We start from the raw sequence: 17,369 nt of genomic DNA, 5'->3' as shown, positions 1-17,369 counted from the left end.
AGGGGGCCGATGAGGCGGGTTCAATCGGCCTGATTGCGCCATTCGCGCGGCGAGCATCCCGTCCAGCGCTTGAAGGCGCGGGTGAAGGCGCTGACCTCGGAGAAGCCCAGCAGGAAGGCGATTTCGCCCACCGAGTACTGCTGGCTGCCCAGGTAGCTCAGGGCCAGCTGGTGGCGCGTGTCGTTGAGCACGTCGCGGTAGCAGGTCTGGGCCTCGGCCAGGCGGCGCTGCAGGGTGCGCAGGGTCATGTTCAGGCGCTGGGCCACGTCGTCCTGCAGGGGCTCGCCGCTGGGCAGCAGTTCTTTGAACACATTGGCCAGTTGCTCGGTCAGCTGGCGCTCGCCCAGGTTGGAGCTGTAGCGGTCCAGCGTGGTTTCGCTGGCCTTGACCACGTCCGTGTTGGCGTACGACAGCGGCTTGTTGAGCGTGGCCAGGTCCACGACCAGGGTGTTGTCAGGGCAGCCGTAAACCGGGATGCAGCGCAACACGCGCTCGAAACGGGTGTGGTCCTTGGGGCGCTGGCGCTGCAGGCGCAATTCCAGCGGCATGAAATCCTTGCCGTAGAGCATGCGCGAGCCGCGCACCACCGTGAGCATGGCGTAGTCGAAGATGCTCCAGCGGGTGGCGTCGTCCACCGTGGCCAGCAGGGCCGAGTCACCCCGGATGCTCAGGCGGCCGGCACCGGCGTCCACCTCGAAGCGGATGTCGGCCGCGTCGGTCACGACGTGGGCGTAGCGGGACAGGCGCAGGTACATCTGCCCCAGGTTCTCCGAGGCCATCAGGGCATACCCGAGGGCGTTGAAGTTCAGCGGCATGAACTGCAGGGCCACGTCCATGCCCAGCAACTCTTCGCCGATCAGGTTGACGGCCTTTTGCCAGAAGGCCAGGCCCAGGTGGGCCGGGTAGCGCGCCATCGGGTCTGTGGCAGTGGACAGGTCCAGCCCCACCTGCTGCAATAGCGCGTCGGCATCCACCCCCCTTTGCTCGACCGCGTTCCGGGCCGCGATCAGCCAGCTTCGCAGGGCTGAGGCGTAGGTATCCGGCTTCATGGTCGGCGCGGCGAGGGGCATCGGGTGGCGTGTTCTGGCAAGGCCGGTCAACTGGACTGGCGTAAAGGGGCAAGTATTGGTGGCGGGCCTTCGGCAAGATGCCTGCCACTGTTCATCCAACCTTGGCATCTTATCCAACCCATGACCTCGCTCACACGACTCGGCCTGCGTTCTTTGAGCCGCATGGCGGCCAATCCGCAATTGGACAAGCTCAACCTGCGCAAACCGACCGAAAAGGTGCTCTACCAGGGCACCAAAGTCGGCTTCAAAACCGTGACAGCCGCCAACCGGGCCTTCAAGGCGGTGAAGAACCTGGGTGCCCCACAGCGTCTGCCCAAGAGTAGCGGCAGTGGTGACCTGTTTGATCTGACCCCGAGCGACGATCAGGCGGCCCTGCAAGAAGCTGCGCGCACGTTCGCCATGGAGCAATTGCGCCCGGCGGCCTCGGCGGCCGACGCGGCCTATGCTGCGCCGGAGGCCTTGCTGGCACAGTGCGCCGAACTGGGCTTCACGGCCCTGGGCATCCCCGAGTCGCTGGGCGGCATGGGGTCGGAGCGGTCGGCCATCACCAATGCCCTGATCGCCGAAGCCATGGCCGAAGGCGACATGGGCCTGGCGTTTGCCGCCCTGGCACCGTCTGCCGTGAGCACGGGCCTGGTGCTGTGGGGTGATGCGGATCAACAAGCGCGTTATCTGGCGGATTTTGCCGGTGAGAAGCCGCCCGCTGCCGCCCTGGCCGTGCAGGAGCCCGTGGCCCTGTTCGACCCGTATGTGCTGCAGACGCGTGCCATGCGCGTGGGCAACGGCTTTGTGCTGCATGGGCTCAAGTCCATGGTGCCGCTGGCCAAGACGGCCGAGTTGTTCATTGTGGCGGCGCACCTGGAGGGCGCGGGCCCGGCGCTGTTCCTGGTCGAGTCGTCCAGCAAGGGCTTGTCGGTCGAGGAAGACCGCAGCATGGGCCTGCGCGCGGCGGGCTGCGCGCGCTTGCGCCTGGAGTCGGTGTCGGTACCGGCAAACAACCTGCTGGGCGAGGCCAAGCCGGCTGTGTACAACGAGTGCATCCAGCTGGGCCGCCTGGCCTGGTGCGGGATGGCGGTGGGCTGCGCCAAGTCCGTGCTGGACTACCTGATCCCTTATGTGAACGAGCGCGAGGCCTTTGGTGAGCCCATCAGCCACCGGCAATCCGTGGCGTTTGCGATCTCGAACATGGCCATCGAGATGGGGGGCATGCGCCTGCTGACCTGGCGCGCGGCCAGCCTGGTGGATGCCGATCTGCCTTCTGATGAGGCCGTGACGCTGGCGCGCCGCCTGTGTGCCGACAAGGGCATGCAGATCGGCAACGATGGCGTGCAGCTGCTGGGCGGGCATGGCTTCGTGAAGGAGCACCCGGTGGAGCGTTGGTACCGTGATTTGCGTGCGGTTGGTGTGATGGAAGGTGGCTTGCTGCTTTAAGAGCCCACCCCCTACCGCCTTCGGCGGCCCCCTCAAGGGGGCAACACCAGCAGCCCGGCGGAGCCGGTTCTGCGGTGTTCGCTGGGTCGGTGATGTGGCATGCACAGAGTCTGCGCTTTAAAGGTTTCTCATGATCAATCTGGATATTCCCCGCAAGTTCAAGCCCCTGGTGCGCCAGGCCCATGAAACCGCTGCCGAGGTGCTGCGCCCGATTTCGCGCAAGTACGACCTGGCCGAGCATGAGCGGCCGGTCGAGCTGGACATGCTGGCCGCCGTGATCGACGGCATGAACGAGGGCAACAGCGAAGTTGGTGGCACGGGCGCCACCGGGGTGCGCCGTGATGCGAACGACAAGTCGCAGGGCAACCGCAACGGCACCAACTTGTCGACGGCCTTGTCCATCATGGAACTGTGCTGGGGCGATGTGGGCATGCTCTTGTCCATGCCGCGTCAGGGCCTGGGCAACTCGGCGATCGCGTCGGTGGCCAATGACGAGCAGCTCAAGCGCTTCAAGGGCCGCTGGGCCGCGATGGCCATCACCGAGCCGGGTTGTGGGTCGGACTCGGCCGCCATCCGCACCACGGCGCGCCTGGATGGCGACCACTACGTGCTCAACGGCGAAAAGATCTACGTGACCTCGGGTGACCGGGCGGACCTGGTGGTGGTGTGGGCCACGCTGGACAAGAGCCTGGGCCGCGCGGCCATCAAGTCCTTCGTGGTGGAGAAGGGCACGCCGGGTTTCGAGCTGGTGCGCCTGGAGCACAAGCTGGGCATCCGCGCCTCCGACACGGCCGCCTTCCTGCTCAAGGATTGCCGCGTGCCCAAGGCCAACCTGCTGGGCGACCCCGAGGTCAACCCCGAGAAGAGTTTTGCCGGGGTCATGCAGACCTTCGACAACACGCGCCCGCTGGTGGCGGCCATGGCCGTGGGCCTGACGCGCGCCTGCATCGAAGAGATGGGCCGCATCCTCAAGGGTTGTGGCATCGAGGTGGACTACTGCAAGCCGGTGCACCGCCAGCCTGCTGCCGTGGCCGACTACATCCGCATGCAGGCGGACTATGAAGCGGCTCGCCTGCTGACCATGCAAGCCGCCTGGATGGCGGACAACGCCCGCCCCAATTCGCTGGAAGCCTCGCTGGCCAAGGCCAAGGCAGGCCGCACCTGCGTGGACGTGGCGCTCAAGTGCGTGGAGCTGGCCGGCAGCATCGGCTACACGGAAACGGCTTTGCTGGAGAAGTGGTCGCGCGACGCCAAGATCCTCGACATCTTCGAAGGCACGCAGCAGATCCAGTTGCTGATCATCGCCCGGCGCTTGCTGGGCAAGAGCTCGGCGGAGCTGAAGTAAGGCTGGATGATCGCTCCGCGTGGGCGGTGCACTGCTCGGGCTCGTCCAATTAGAATGGCCCCCCGATCGAAGCAGTGCCCCCGCCCCCGCGCCTCATGAACATCCAAGTCCTGGAAGAATTGCGTGTCTACATCGACCCGCTGACCCCTGAAGAACACGACGCGCTGGAGCGCAGCATCCTGGCCGAGGGCTGCCGTGACGCCCTGGTCCTGTGGGGCGAGGTCCTGGTGGACGGCCACAACCGCTATGGCATCTGCCAGAAGCACGGCATCCCCTTCAACACCATCCAGAACCCCACGTTCAAGTCCATGGACGACGTTCACCTGTGGATGATCGACCAGCACCTGGGCCGCCGCAGCGTGTCGGATTTCCAGCGCGGCGTGCTGGCCTTGCGCAAGAAGGACATCCTCGCTTCGCGCGTGCAACAGCAGCCCCAGGCTGCGCCCGAGTCTGCGGAGGCCACCCCCGCCACACCAGGCGACCAGACTGAAGCACCGGCCGTGGCCAAGCCCGTCGAGCCGCTCAACAGCCGCGAAGCCATCGCCAAGGCCGCCCGCATCAGCGCCACCACCGTCAGCCAGATCGAGAAGATCCAGAAGACGGCCGCGCCCGAGCTGGTCGCCGCGGTCAAGGCCGGTGAGATATCGATCAATGCCGCCGCCATCGTGGCCTCCTTGCCTGTGGAAGAGCAGGTGGCTGCCGCAGCCGGTGGTAAGAAGGAATTGCGCCAGGCCGCCAAGCAGGTGCGCGAAGCCAAGGCGCAAGCCCGCGCCGCTGCCGTGGGGGCTTTGCTGGACTCCCCCGATGAGGCCAAGCCTGCCGCCACGCAGCAAGAAGGTGAGACCGATGAGCAGTTCATTGCCCGCCTGCAACGCATCATCGTGGATCTGAAGGCCGAGAACACCCAGCTCAAGGCGCGCCTGGCCGCTGCCGCCAACCCCATCCAGACTGCGGAAGCCTGATACCCCGGGGGAGTACCAAGCCTGACTTGTGCAAATGTGGCGCATTTCGGACGCACAAACACGGTGCGTCCGAAAATATCGGGATAAATCACCTCCTGCGACTAGGCGAGGGCGCCCAGCTTGGCTATCTTTGGAGTCGTCCAAGCTAGGGGAGCGCGCGCGATGTCCCGGTCTACATGGTGGTCTGGCCTGCTGGCGTCCAGTTCGCTGACGGGCGCCCTGGTCGCCCTGAACAAGGGGCGGGCCTCGCTGGATGTGGCCGTACCCGGTTTCACGCCGGCCGCTCGTGCCTTCACGCGCTTTCTCAAACGCATCCGCGAACTGATCCTGACGGCGCGCGGCGGCAGCATCCAGACAGCCATCAACGTGGCGCACCTCAAGAAAGAGGTGGATTCCAGCGCCATCAAGGTCGAACAGCAGCGCCATGATGCCGAGGCCCTGGCCGCATCCGCGGCGCGGGTCATAGAGCTGTCGGGCAGTGTCGAGACCGGCGCCGTGGGGGTGGCCGACACCGCCACGCGCAACCTGTCATCCGCCGTGGCCTCCATGGAGGAGCTCGAGCGCGTGAAGGCCCGCATGCTGACCATCGAGCAATCGGTCGACGCGTTCACACAGACGGTGAACATGCTGGCCGAGCGTGCCAAGGCCATTGGCGAGATCGGCGGCATCATCCAGCAGATCGCCATGCAGACCAATCTGCTGGCGCTCAACGCGGCCATCGAGGCGGCGCGCGCGGGCGAGGCCGGCAAGGGCTTCTCGGTGGTGGCCAAGGAGGTGCGCAGCCTGGCCGAGCGCGTCAATGCCGAGACCAAGGAGATCAGCAACCGCAGCGACGAGATGATCCGCCTGGTGGGCTCCACCGCCGAAGGCACGGCCCAGATTCAGCAGGGCGTGGTCGAGTCGGTCAGCGAGATCGCCGCCACGGTGAGCCGGTTCGAATCCTTCGTGGCCGACTTTCGCCAGATGACCGAGACGGTGGAGACCATTGGCGCCTCCGCGCAGGAGCTCGCCAGCGTCAACCGCGACATGAGCGCGCGCATCGACGGCGTGGCCAAGGCCGCCAATGAAGTGCACGATGCCATGAGCAGCTCGGCCCGGCGTGTGGACCAATTGCGCGGCCACACCGAAGACATCCAGACCGCCCTGGCCGAGTTCCGCACCGGCGGCACGGTGTTCGACACCCTTGTGGTGGCCACGGAGAACCTGCGGGACGATGTGACCCGCTACCTCGGTGGCGTGATGGGCCGAGGGCGCAATGTGTTCGACCAGGACTACCGTGCCATCGAAGGCGCCAACCCGCCGCGTTACACCACCAGCTACGACGGCGAGGTGGAGGCCGCCCTGCAGGGCCTGTTCGACCAGGTCCTGGCCACGCTGCCCGGGTGCGTGTACGCGCTGGCCGTGGACAACAATGGTTATGCGCCGGCCCACAACAGCAAGTTCTCGCAGCGGCCCACGGGCGTGTACGAAACCGACCTGGTCCACTGCCGCGCCAAACGCATCTTCGATGACCCCGTGGGGCAAAAGCTGGCCCACAACACCAAGGCCTTTTTGTTCCAGAGTTACCTGCGCGACACCGGCGAGGTCATCAATGACCTGTCCATGCCCATCTACCTCAACGGGCGGCACTGGGGCGCGGTACGCGTGGGCTTCGATTCCGGGCAACTGGCTTGAGTTTTGAATTGACCGGCCAGGATCGGGGCGGGCCGCCGCCTCAAGTTGGCCCGGCTGCCCTCCGATATACAGGGCATTGTCTTGTTGACTTGACCATGTCCACCACCCTTCATCCTGGCTCACGCACACGCGCCGCCGCCTACCTTGCCCTCGCCGGGCGGGGCGTCGCATGATGCGCTGGATGCCCGACTGGTGCCAACGCGGGCTGGGCGCCTTGCTGCCCACCCGCCAGGACTGGCCGCCCGAAGTGCGCCGGGCCCACGAACTGATCGCGGCCATCGACAAGGGTGGCTTGCCCCTCAACCCCGCCATCGTCAACCAGATCGGGCGCGCGCTCGGGCTGGAGGTCTCCAGCAAGGCGCGCATCGAGGATACCGTCGAGCGCATCCGGCAGGCCCTGCGCCGCGTGTAGCGCCCGAGGGACGCCCTTGCCAGGCCGGCCCTGGCGCAACGGCTAGGATCAAGGCTTCGTCGGCCACCGACAGCCATGCCCTGCGCCATGCCCACCTCTGCAGCCCAACCCGTCTTGTTGATCGCCAACCGAGGCGAGATCGCCATCCGCATTGCCCGCGCCGCCTGCGAGCTGGGCTGGCGCACCGTGGGCCTGGTGGCGCAAGACGAGCAGGACGCGCAACACGCCTGCCACATGGACGCGGTGCAGGTGCTGCCCGGCAAGGGCGTGCCAGCCTACCTGCACATTGCGCAAGTCGTGGAAGCGGCGCTGGCCCAAGGCTGCACCCATGTGCACCCCGGCTACGGCTTGCTGAGCGAGAACGCCGACTTCGCCCGTGCCTGTGCGGCGGCTGGCCTCACCTTTGTGGGCCCCGCACCCGAGGTGCTGGACCTGTTGGGTGACAAGGCTCAGGCGCGTGCCCTGGCGCGCCGCTGCCGCGTGCCGGTGACCGAGGGCATCGACAGCGCCGTGACCCTGGCGCAGGCGCAGGCCTTCTTTGCGCAGCTTGCTGAACACAGCACCCAGCCCGCCATGATGATCAAGGCGCTCGCCGGTGGTGGTGGCCGGGGCATGCGCATCGTCGAGCAAGCCGATGACGTCGCGCCCAGCTTCGCGCGTTGCCAATCCGAAGCGCTGGCGGCCTTTGGCCGGGGCGAGCTGTACGTCGAGCAACTGGTGCGCCGCGCCCGTCACATCGAGGTGCAGGTGCTGGGCGATGGCACCGGCGCCGTCAGCCATGCGTGGGAGCGCGACTGCACCGTGCAGCGCAACCACCAGAAGCTGGTGGAGATCGCGCCCGCGCCGGGTCTGGACCCCGCCTTGCGCCAGCACCTGCTGGATGCGGCCGTGACCCTGGCCCAGGCCGTCAAGCTGCGTGGCCTGTGCACCTTCGAGTTCCTGCTGGACCTGGACCACCCGGGCTCCAGCACCTACTACTTCATGGAGTCCAACCCGCGCCTGCAGGTCGAGCACACGGTCACCGAAGCCATCACCGGCCTGGATCTGGTGCAGGCCCAGTTGCTGCTGTCGCAAGGCCAGTCCCTGGCTGATCTGCAACTGCAGCAGCCTGACATCGCCCGCCCGCGCGGCAGTGCCATCCAGGCGCGCATCAATGTCGAGCGCATGGGCCCGGACGGGCGTGCGCTGCCCGCCGGCGGCACCATCCGTGCCTACGAGCCACCTGCCGGCCCCGGCATCCGGGTTGACGGCCACGGCCACGCCGGCATGCAGCCCCACCCGGGCTTCGACACCTTGCTGGCCAAGGTCATCGTGCACCACCCCTTGGGCTTTGATGCGGCCTTGCAGCGCACGCGCCGCGCACTGGCCGAGTTCCGTCTCGATGGTGTCGACCACAACGTCGCCTTTGTGCAAGCCCTGCTGGCCCACGAGGACATGGCCGCTTACCGCGTCAGCACACGCTGGCTGCAACTGCATGTGGCCGCCTTGCTGCAAGCCGCCGCGCAACAGCCTCGCCCGCGCGAGCTGCAACACGCCTGGCACCCGGATCACGTGGCCGCAGCCCCTGGCAGCAACGCCGTGCCCGAAGGCTGTGTGGCCGTGAACGCCAGCGTGCCCGGTTCACTCGTGACCCTGCTGGTGCAGCCCGGCGACATCGTGCGCGCCGGCCAGCGTCTGGCGGTGATCGAGGCCATGAAGATGGAGTTCGAGATCATGGCGCCGCAAGGTGGCCGTGTGGAGGCGGTGCTGGCCGAGGTGGGCACCGTGGTCAACGAAGGCCAGGCCCTGCTGGCGCTGGACCCTTCCGCAGACGATGGCCAGGCTCATGCCGCCCAAGAGCAGGCCCTGGACCCGGACCACATTCGCCCCGATCTGGCCGAAGTCATCGAGCGCCATGCCGTCACGCTGGACGAGCGCCGGCCTGAGGCCGTGGCCAAGCGCCATGCCAAGGGCCATCGCACCGCCCGCGAGAACGTCGGTGACTTCCTGGACGAAGGCAGCTTCATCGAATACGGCGCGCTGGCCCTGGCCTCACAACGCATCCGCCACAAGGAAGACGAACTCATCAAACGCAGCCCCGCTGATGGCCTGATCGCGGGCCTGGGCACTGTCAATGCCGCGCAGTTCGGCGAGCAGGCCGCGCGCTGCATGGTGCTGGCCTATGACTACACCGTGTTCGCCGGCACGCAGGGCATCATCAACCACAAGAAGACCGACCGCATGCTGCACCTGGCCTTGCAGCGTCAGTTGCCCTTGATCCTGTGGGCCGAAGGGGGCGGTGGCCGCCCCAATGACGAGTACCCTGGTGTCAGCCTGCTGGACAACATGACCTTCCTCGGCCTGGCGCGACTGAGCGGCCAGGCGCCCACGATCGCCATCGTCAATGGCCGTTGCTTCGCGGGCAATGCCTCCCTGGCGGGTTGCTGCGACGTGATCATCGCCACGCGCGACACCACCATCGGCATGGCCGGCCCCGCGATGATCGAAGGCGGTGGCCTGGGCAAGTTCGAGCCCGAAGAGGTGGGCCCGGTCAGCATGCAGGCGCCCAATGGCGTCATCGACATCGTGGTGGACAACGAGCAGGACGCCATCCAGGTGGCGCAGCAATACATCGGCTACTTCCAGGGCCGCACACCAGATTGGCAGTGTGCCGATCAACGCACGCTGCGCCACGTGGTGCCAGAAAAGCGCACTCGCGTGTACGACGTGCGCGAGGTCATCCACACCGTGTGCGACACGGCCTCGGTGCTGGAGCTGCGCCGCGACTTCGCGCCCGGCATGATCACCGCGCTGGCCCGCATCGAAGGCCGCCCTGTGGGCCTGATCGCCAATGACCCGCGCCACCTCGGCGGCGCCATCGACGCACCCGGCGCCGACAAGGCCGCGCGCTTCATGCAGCTGTGCGATGCCTATGACATCCCGCTGATCGCCTTGTGCGACACACCGGGCTTCATGGTCGGGCCCGATGCCGAGAAGACCGCCACCGTGCGCCACTTCTCGCGCATGTTCCTGGCCGCGGCCAGCCTCACCGTGCCTTACTTCACCGTGGTGCTGCGCAAGGGTTATGGCCTGGGCGCACAGGCCATGACCGCCGGCAGCCTGCTGGCGCCCGACTTCACCGTGGCCTGGCCCACCGGCGAGTTCGGGCCCATGGGCTTCGAGGGCGCGGTGCGCCTGGGCTTCAGCAAGCAGCTCGACGCCATCGAGGACCCGGTGCAGCGTCAGCAACTGTTCGATGGCCTCGTGGCTGCGGCTTACCAGAAGGGCAAGGCGCTCAACATGGCTGCCCACCTGGAGCTCGATGACGTCATCGACCCGGCCGACACACGCCGCTGGCTGGTGCGCGGCCTGGCCGCCATGCCCGAGCCACTGCCGCGTCAAGGACGCAAGCGCCCCTTTGTGGATGCCTGGTGAGGCGTTTCAGGGCAATCCGCGCGCGTTGGCCCCATCGCCTTTCATGGCGTGAGAGCCCGCAGCCCCTGTTTGCAGGGGTGTGTCAGCCTGGTCATTGAGTCCCCGTGGCCGCTGCGTTAGAGTCTGCCCCGTAGACAAACCAGGCAGGCAAAATGAACAACAGGGAAGAGGGCGCTTTGGCGGCGCCTGTGGGCGCGCGTGCGCCCGAGCAAGCTGAAACCGGCTCAAGCAGCACATGGGGGCTGGCTGCCATCAGCAGCGCGGCCCTGGCCGCTTGCGGCGCCGGTGAGGGCACCCCGACAACAGGCGCCACTGCGCAACCGTCTCAGGTAGACCAGGCCGTCACGCCGCAGCAAGAAGAGAAGGCGGTGCGCTTCCTGGACCAGGCTGGCCTGGGCGCCACCACGGCTGAAGTCAATGCGCTGATCGCCGGCAAGCTGGACTTCCATGCCTGGCTGGACCAGCAGTTCGCCGTGAAGCCTGTCGGCTCGCTGTGGCAGATCGCCAAGGACCTGGGGCAAGCCGAGGGCACCGCCAACATCGCCAAGAACACCATCGTCGACAACATCCTCTGGTACCGGCTGTTCAATGCCAAGGACGTGCTGCGCCAACGCATCGTGCTGGCCTTGTCCGAGATCTTCGTGGTCTCCATGAACAACCTGCCCATCCCCTGGGGCCAGTTCGCCTGCCTGGCCTACTGGGACACGCTGGAGACTTATTGCTTTGGCAACTTCCGCGAACTGATTGAACGCATCACCCTGTCACCGGCCATGGGCGTGTACCTGAGCATGCGGGGCAGCCAGAAGGCCGACAGCGTGAGCGGCCGCCGCCCCGATGAGAACTACGCGCGCGAGTTGCTGCAGTTGTTCACCATTGGCCTGAAGGTGCTGGATGACAACGGCCTGCCGACCAAGCAGGACACTTACAGCAATGAAGACGTCATGCAACTGGCCAAGGTGCTCAGTGGCTGGGACTTCGATGTGGACCATGTGGGCACCCCGCCGGCCTATGACGGCGACACCACGCCAGACTTCACACGCCGCCCCATGGTGCCCGTCCCCTCACTGCATGACGAAACCAGCAAGACCTTCCTGGGGCTGACCATCCCCGCCAAGGCCAACGACGCTGCCGGCGACCTGGAAAAGGCCCTGGACCACATCTGCGCGCATCACAACGTGCCCTTCTTCATTTCCAGACAACTGATCCAGCGCCTGGTCATGAGCAACCCGACACCGGACTATGTGCTGCGTGTGGCGACCAAGTTCAAGGACAACGGGCAAGGCATCCGCGGGGACATGAAGGCCGTCATCCGCGCCATCCTGACCGACCCCACGGCCCGTGACACGCTCACCGGTATCGAGGCCGTGCAGCGCTCCAAGCTGCGCGAACCCATGCTGCGCTTCCTGCAGTGGGGCCGTCTGGCGCGCCTGACGTCGTCTGATGGCGCCTGGTCCATCCCGGATCTGTCCACTGCCGATCGGCTGGCGCAAAGCCCCATGCGTGCACCCTCGGTGTTCAACTTCTTCCGCCCGGGTTATGTGCCGCTCAACTCCGGCGTCAGCGCCGACGGTTTCGTCGCGCCCGAGTTTCAGATCACCGACGAGTCCACCGTGGTCGGTTATGCCAACTTCATGCTCCTGCACCTGGATGGCGCCCCCGAGATGAAGATCGTGGTCGACTACAGCGAGTGGACGGAGCTGGCCACCGATGCCGTCAAGCTGGTCGATCGCCTCAACCTCATGCTCACGGCGCGCAACCTGGCCAGCGTCACCGTCGATGTCATCGTGGCCGCGATCAAGACGATGCCTGCGGACACCAGCGTGCGCCTGGCCAACCGCGTCAAGGCCGCTTTCTATCTGATGCTGACGTCGCCGGACTACATGATCCAGCGCTGAGGGAGCCCACGAGCATGAACCACAACGACATCACCCGCCGAGGCTTCCTGCGCCGCAGTGGCACCTTGTCCCTGGCCGCAGTGGCCGCCCCCTGGGCCATGAACCTGGCCGGCATGGCGCAGGCCGCCGCCGCACAGGCCAGCGCCAGTGACGACTACAAGGCCCTGATCTGCATCTTCCTGCATGGGGGCAATGACCAGGGCAACACCATCATCCCGGTCGACGACGCCGGCTATGCCTTGTATGCGCGGCTCAGAGGGGCGCTGGCCTTGCCCCAGTCGAAACTGCTCGCGCAGCAACTGCAGCCCGTCAGCCCGAATGCGGCCGGTGCCCCCACGCTGGCCTTGCCCGAGGCCCTGGGCAAGCTGCTGCCGCTTTTCAACGAGCAACGGCGCCTGGCTGTCCTGCTCAACATCGGCCCGCTGCATGAACCGACCAGCAAGACACAGTTCCAGCAGCGCAGTGTGGAACTGCCCGACAAGCTCTTCTCCCACAACGACCAGCAATCGGTGTGGCAGTCCTATGGCGCAGAGGGCAGCACCGTGGGCTGGGGCGGTCTGATTGGCGATGCCGGCCTGTCCAAGAACGCGACGGCCTCGCTGACGTGCGTGAACCTGTCCGGCAATGCCGTGTACCTGGCTGGGCAACAGGCCGGGCAGTTCATGGTCAACCCGCAGGGGCCAGTGCCCCTGCTGGCGAAGGACGCGGCCAATCTGTTTGGCTCACAAGCCTGTGTGGATGCCTTTCGATCCCTCGTCTCTACCGAACAACCCACTGTCCACCGCCTGGCCAAGGAGCACAGCGCCATCATGCGCCGTGCCATGAACACCAACAGCCAGCTGATCGAGCAGCTCGCGACGGTGAGCGTGCCACCTGCGCGCTACCTTGAAGGCAACGCGCTGGCCCAGCAGCTCAACACCGCGGCGCGCATCATCGCAGCGCATGGGCAGTTGGGCGGCGCCGGTGGCATCAAGCGCCAGGTTTTCTTCGTGTCGATGGGGGGCTTTGACCTGCACGACAACTTCCAGGGCGCACACCCGGGCCTGCTGGGCAAGCTGGCTGAAGCCATGGCCCAGCTGGACAACGACCTGCGAGACATGGGCATGCTCGACCAGGTCACCACCTTCACGGCCAGTGACTTCGGGCGCACGCTGACGTCCAATGGTGATGGTTCGGACCACGGCTGGGGCAGCCACCACTTCGTGATGGGCGGTGCCGTCAAGGGCGGGCAACTCTACGGCACCTGGCCCGACGTGAGCGACTTCGAAGCTGGTGAGCACAACATCGGTCAGGGGCGCTTGCTGCCCACCACTTCGGTGGATCACCTGGCTGCGGCCCTGGCCGGCTGGATGGGCGTAACAGATCCCGGTGCTTTGCAACAGATCGCACCGCATCTGGCGAAGTTCCCGGGGCCGAGCCCGTTGGCCGGGCTCTTCTGACCAAGGGTTTGCCAGATCAACAACTGGTTGCGTCTCATGTGATTGCATTACTTAGATTCGCCCTCCATGAACATCAAATGGGGAGCGTGTCGTGGATGCAGGCGAGGACGTGTCGCAAGACCAGCGGGCTGATCGGTCTCTAGCTGTGCTGGCTGCAGCGGGCGTGGCCGCGGGCTTGCTGGCTGCGTGTACCGATGAGCAACTGGGGCCCCCCACCGAGGACGATGCGGCGCGGTTTCTGGGCCAGGCCAGCGTGGCCGCCACCACCGCTGACGCCGCAGACCTGATGCAGCTGGGCTACGGCCCCTGGCTGGACAAGCAATTCGCCATGCCCTTGTCCACCCCTTTGTGGGCCTGGACACAGGCCATGGGCTTCCACGCCGCGCAGTACAAGTCCACCGACGTGGGTGTGGACAACGCCTTGTGGTTTCGCCTGATCAACGCGCCCGATGTGCTGCGCCAGCGCGTGGTGCTGGCCCTGTCAGAGATCTTCGTCGTGTCGGTGCGCAACATGCCGGTGCCCTGGGGGCAGCTGCTGTGCGTGGCTTACTGGGAAACGCTGGAGGCCAACTGCTTTGGCACCTTCCGCACCCTGATCGAGCGCGTGGCCCTGTCGCCGGCCATGGGCGTGTACCTGAGCATGCGCGGCAGCAGCAAGGAAGACGGCAGCGGCCGCCGCCCCGACGAGAACTTCGCACGCGAGTTGCTGCAGTTGTTCACCATCGGCCTGGTGCAGCTCAATATCGACGGCTCACCCAGGCTGGACGCCAAGGGGCAGGCTGTGGACACCTACAACATGGACGACATCACCGGCCTGGCCCGGGTGTTCACCGGCTGGGATCTCGATGGCTTTGACGGCACCACACCCGACTACACACGCCGCCCCATGGTCTTCACGGCGGCCAACCACAGCACGCTCGTCAAAGCCTTTCTGGGCACGACCATACCGGGCAACACGCCCGGCGAACTGGCCTTCAAGCAGGCACTGGACACCATCTGCGCGCACCCCAATGTCGGGCCCTTCATCGCCAGGCAGCTGATCCAGCGCCTGACCAGCAGCAACCCCAGTGGCGACTACATTGCCCGCGTGGCCCGTGTCTTCAATGACAACGGGGCCGGGGTACGTGGTGACCTGCAGGCCGTGATCCGTGCGGTGTTGATGGACGGTGAGGCCCGCCTGAGGCTGTCCCCGCTGCCCGACGACGAGATCGGCAAGCTGCGTGAGCCCATCCTGCGCTTCCTGCAATGGGCCCGCGTGGTCAAGCTTCAGAGCAGCGACGGCTTGTGGGGCGTGGGTGACCTGTCCTCGCCCGAGCGCCTGGGGCAAAGCCCCCTGCGAGCGCCCTCGGTGTTCAACTTCTTCCGGCCTGCTTACGTGCCCCTGAACACGCCCATGGCACAGCAAGGCCTGGTGGCGCCCGAGTTCCAGATCACCGACGAATCCTCGGTGATCGGCTACGTGAACTTCCTCTTCGGCATCCTGCCCAACGGGGCGTCCAACGTGAGCGTGGACTACAGCGACTGGTTGCCCCTGGCCAGCGACCCCGCCACGCTGGTCGACCGCATCAACCTCTTGTTCACCGGGCGCAGCCTGTCCGCCGCCCTGGTGTCGGACCTCACCACCGCGCTGGCGACCTTGCCGCTGGACATGCCCGATGGCGCCAAACGGCGTGTGCTCACCGCCATGCTGACCGTGCTGTGCGCGCCCGAGTTCCTGGTTCAACGCTGAAGAAAGGCCCCTCATGTCTCGAATCGATGCGAGCCGGCGCGCCTTCCTGCGCCGTGCCAGCGCCCTGTCCATGATGGGCTCGGCGGCGCCCTGGGCCTTCAACCTGGCGGCCATGGCCGATGCCGCCGCGGCCACGTCCACATCCGACGGCTACAAGGCCCTGGTGTGCGTGTTCCTGCAGGGCGGCAACGACCACGCCAACACGCTCATCCCCTTTGACAGTGCCAGCTACGCGCCGTATGCCACTGCGCGCGGCAGCCTGGCCTTGCCCCAAAGCAGCTTGCTGGCCACGGCCCTGCAGCCGACGGTGGCCTTGCCTGGCGCACGCCAGATGGCCCTGGCCCCCGCGCTGGCGCCCATCAAACCGTATTTCGATGCGGGCAAGCTGGCCGTGCTGCTCAACATCGGGCCATTGGTGCAGCCCACCACGCTGGCGGGCTTCAAGGCGCAGAACGTGCCTTTGCCACCCAAGCTGTTTTCGCACAATGACCAGCAATCGGCCTGGCAGTCCTACCACCAGGAAGGCGCGCAGCCGGGGTGGGGTGGGCGCCTGGGGGACCTGTTCGCCTCAGGCAATGGCCAGGCCGCGTTCACCTGCATCAACCTCGCGGGCAACGCGGTGTACGTGTCTGGTGACCAGGTGGTGCCCTATATGCTCAACCCCTACGGGCCCGCGCCCTTGCAACCCATAGACGGCACGATGTACGGCTCGGCCGCCTGCTCGGCCCTGTTCAAGCGCGTGGTGACCCAGACCAGCAGCACCCACGTGATGGCGCGCGCGCACGCACAGGTGATGAGCCGTGCCATTGACGCCCAGGCCAGCCTGAGCGCTGCACTGGCAGGCACGGATGCCATGACCACGGCCTTTGCGTCAGACAACGGCTTGGCTGTGCAGCTGAAGATGGTGGCCCGCATGATCGCGGCACACAGCCAGCTGGGCCTCAAGCGGCAGGTGTTCTTCGTCACCCTGGGCGGCTTTGACACGCACGACAACCTGATGAGCCGCCACCCCGTGCTGCTGGGCCAGGTGGCCTGCGCGCTCAAGAGCTTTGGCGATGCCACCAACGAGCTGGGCCTGGCCGATCAGGTCACGACCTTCACCGCCAGCGATTTCGGCCGCACCCTCAGCAGCAACGGCGATGGCTCCGACCATGGCTGGGGCAGCCACCACTTTGTTCTGGGTGGTGCCGTGCGCGGCGGGCGCTTCTATGGCGATTTGCCTGACCCTGGCTTGCAAGGCGCGCAGGACATTGGCCAGGGCCGCCTGCTGCCCTCGATGGCCGTGGACCAACTGGCGGCCGCGCTGGCCGGCTGGATGGGCGTGAGCAGCACCGACCAGCAGGCATTGATCGCGCCGCATGCATCGGCCTTCGACCCTGCGGTGCTGGCGGATCTTCTGGCGACGCCTTCTGCCGCAGGGGGGTGATCCGCGTGCTGTGATCCGCTACCATGCGGCCCCAGTTCACATGGAGTCCGCATGAGCAGCAGCAAGCCCAATCAACTCAGCCGCACCGTCGCCAAATTGCGGGGGCTGCCCCTGATTGGCCAGTGGGCGCTCAGCTTCGCATTGGGCCGCGTGGTGCCGCTGGTCGGTACAGGAGGGCTGCGTTTCGAGGAACTCAGTAGTTCCCGCGTGGTGGTCAGCATCCGCAACCAGCGCAAGGTGCAGAACCACATCAAGGGCGTGCACGCGGCGGCCATGGCCTTGCTGGCCGAAACCGCCACCGGCTTTTGCGTGGGCATGAACCTGCCCGACGACAAGCTGCCCTTGATCAAGACGCTGAAGGTGGACTACCTCAAGCGCTCGGTGGGCAACATGAAGGCGGTGGCCCAGTTGCGCCCCGATCAGATCCAGCTGATCCGAACGCAGGACAAGGGCGAGGTCACCGTGCCGGTGAGCATCACCGACGAGTCGGGCCAGGAGCCCATCCAGTGCGAGATGGTCTGGGCCTGGGTGCCCAAGAAGCGCGATTGAGCGCGTGAATGCGCCGCGTCTGA

Annotated in this window: 12 protein-coding genes; 11 read left to right on the top strand and 1 reads right to left on the bottom strand. The window is 66.5% G+C overall.

What is annotated here, in order from left to right; all coding sequences use genetic code 11:
• Positions 1 to 20: 20 nt before the first annotated feature.
• Positions 21 to 1,070: an AraC family transcriptional regulator gene (locus tag JY96_RS08170; RefSeq protein ID WP_035036507.1), complete on the bottom strand. Its 1,050-nt coding sequence runs from the start codon at positions 1,068 to 1,070 to the stop codon at positions 21 to 23.
• A 120-nt stretch (positions 1,071 to 1,190) separates the two neighbouring features.
• Here JY96_RS08170 and JY96_RS08165 point away from each other — a divergent pair, with 120 nt between their 5' ends.
• From JY96_RS08165 to JY96_RS08115, 11 genes are all read left to right on the top strand, one after another.
• A complete protein-coding gene (locus JY96_RS08165; RefSeq protein ID WP_035036505.1) occupies positions 1,191 to 2,501 on the top strand; it encodes an acyl-CoA dehydrogenase family protein in 1,311 nt (436 codons plus the stop codon).
• Between the two features lie 130 nt (positions 2,502 to 2,631).
• The gene (locus JY96_RS08160) at positions 2,632 to 3,846 is read left to right on the top strand and encodes an acyl-CoA dehydrogenase family protein (protein WP_035036503.1); all 1,215 of its coding nucleotides are present in this window, start codon (positions 2,632 to 2,634) and stop codon (positions 3,844 to 3,846) included.
• Between the two features lie 95 nt (positions 3,847 to 3,941).
• Entirely contained in the window at positions 3,942 to 4,808 is an 867-nt protein-coding gene (locus JY96_RS08155) for a hypothetical protein (RefSeq protein WP_035036501.1), read from the top strand.
• A 162-nt stretch (positions 4,809 to 4,970) separates the two neighbouring features.
• Positions 4,971 to 6,482 (top strand): methyl-accepting chemotaxis protein, encoded by a 1,512-nt coding sequence (locus JY96_RS08150; protein ID WP_152606401.1) that lies wholly within the window; start codon positions 4,971 to 4,973, stop codon positions 6,480 to 6,482.
• 181 nt (positions 6,483 to 6,663) lie between these two features.
• Positions 6,664 to 6,894, top strand: a complete 231-nt coding sequence (locus tag JY96_RS08145) for a hypothetical protein (RefSeq protein WP_052162917.1) — start codon at positions 6,664 to 6,666, stop codon at positions 6,892 to 6,894.
• Positions 6,895 to 6,981: 87 nt separating this feature from the next.
• Positions 6,982 to 10,308 (top strand): carboxyl transferase domain-containing protein, encoded by a 3,327-nt coding sequence (locus tag JY96_RS08140; RefSeq protein WP_035041724.1) that lies wholly within the window; start codon positions 6,982 to 6,984, stop codon positions 10,306 to 10,308.
• Positions 10,309 to 10,460: 152 nt separating this feature from the next.
• Positions 10,461 to 12,203, top strand: coding sequence for a DUF1800 family protein (locus JY96_RS08135; protein WP_052162270.1), 1,743 nt, complete (start codon positions 10,461 to 10,463; stop codon positions 12,201 to 12,203).
• Between the two features lie 14 nt (positions 12,204 to 12,217).
• Positions 12,218 to 13,642 carry a DUF1501 domain-containing protein gene (locus JY96_RS08130; RefSeq protein ID WP_035036499.1) on the top strand — a complete coding sequence of 475 codons (1,425 nt, stop codon included), beginning with the start codon at positions 12,218 to 12,220 and terminating at the stop codon, positions 13,640 to 13,642.
• Between the two features lie 91 nt (positions 13,643 to 13,733).
• Positions 13,734 to 15,371, top strand: coding sequence for a DUF1800 family protein (locus JY96_RS08125; protein ID WP_081961128.1), 1,638 nt, complete (start codon positions 13,734 to 13,736; stop codon positions 15,369 to 15,371).
• Positions 15,372 to 15,384: 13 nt separating this feature from the next.
• Positions 15,385 to 16,797 (top strand): DUF1501 domain-containing protein, encoded by a 1,413-nt coding sequence (locus tag JY96_RS08120; protein ID WP_035036497.1) that lies wholly within the window; start codon positions 15,385 to 15,387, stop codon positions 16,795 to 16,797.
• A 51-nt stretch (positions 16,798 to 16,848) separates the two neighbouring features.
• The gene (locus tag JY96_RS08115) at positions 16,849 to 17,346 is read left to right on the top strand and encodes a DUF4442 domain-containing protein (RefSeq protein ID WP_035036495.1); all 498 of its coding nucleotides are present in this window, start codon (positions 16,849 to 16,851) and stop codon (positions 17,344 to 17,346) included.
• The last annotated feature ends 23 nt before the right edge of the window (positions 17,347 to 17,369 follow it).

Origin of the sequence: Aquabacterium sp. NJ1 (assembly GCF_000768065.1) — a bacterium.
GTDB lineage: Bacteria > Pseudomonadota > Gammaproteobacteria > Burkholderiales > Burkholderiaceae_C > Aquabacterium.
Note: the sequence above shows the minus strand (reverse complement) of the source record. Positions and strands in the feature narration are given on the sequence as shown.

Excerpts from the sequence above, each read along its gene's own strand:
- JY96_RS08120 (WP_035036497.1), top strand. The coding sequence starts at position 15,385 with ATGTCTCGAATCGATGCGAGCCGGCGCGCCTTCCTGCGCCGTGCCAGC.
- JY96_RS08155 (WP_035036501.1), top strand. The coding sequence starts at position 3,942 with ATGAACATCCAAGTCCTGGAAGAATTGCGTGTCTACATCGACCCGCTG.
- JY96_RS08160 (WP_035036503.1), top strand. The coding sequence starts at position 2,632 with ATGATCAATCTGGATATTCCCCGCAAGTTCAAGCCCCTGGTGCGCCAG.
- JY96_RS08150 (WP_152606401.1), top strand. The coding sequence starts at position 4,971 with ATGTCCCGGTCTACATGGTGGTCTGGCCTGCTGGCGTCCAGTTCGCTG.
- JY96_RS08115 (WP_035036495.1), top strand. The coding sequence starts at position 16,849 with ATGAGCAGCAGCAAGCCCAATCAACTCAGCCGCACCGTCGCCAAATTG.
- JY96_RS08130 (WP_035036499.1), top strand. The coding sequence starts at position 12,218 with ATGAACCACAACGACATCACCCGCCGAGGCTTCCTGCGCCGCAGTGGC.
- JY96_RS08165 (WP_035036505.1), top strand. The coding sequence starts at position 1,191 with ATGACCTCGCTCACACGACTCGGCCTGCGTTCTTTGAGCCGCATGGCG.
- JY96_RS08170 (WP_035036507.1), bottom strand. The coding sequence starts at position 1,070 with ATGCCCCTCGCCGCGCCGACCATGAAGCCGGATACCTACGCCTCAGCC.
- JY96_RS08140 (WP_035041724.1), top strand. The coding sequence starts at position 6,982 with ATGCCCACCTCTGCAGCCCAACCCGTCTTGTTGATCGCCAACCGAGGC.
- JY96_RS08145 (WP_052162917.1), top strand. The coding sequence starts at position 6,664 with ATGCCCGACTGGTGCCAACGCGGGCTGGGCGCCTTGCTGCCCACCCGC.
- JY96_RS08135 (WP_052162270.1), top strand. The coding sequence starts at position 10,461 with ATGAACAACAGGGAAGAGGGCGCTTTGGCGGCGCCTGTGGGCGCGCGT.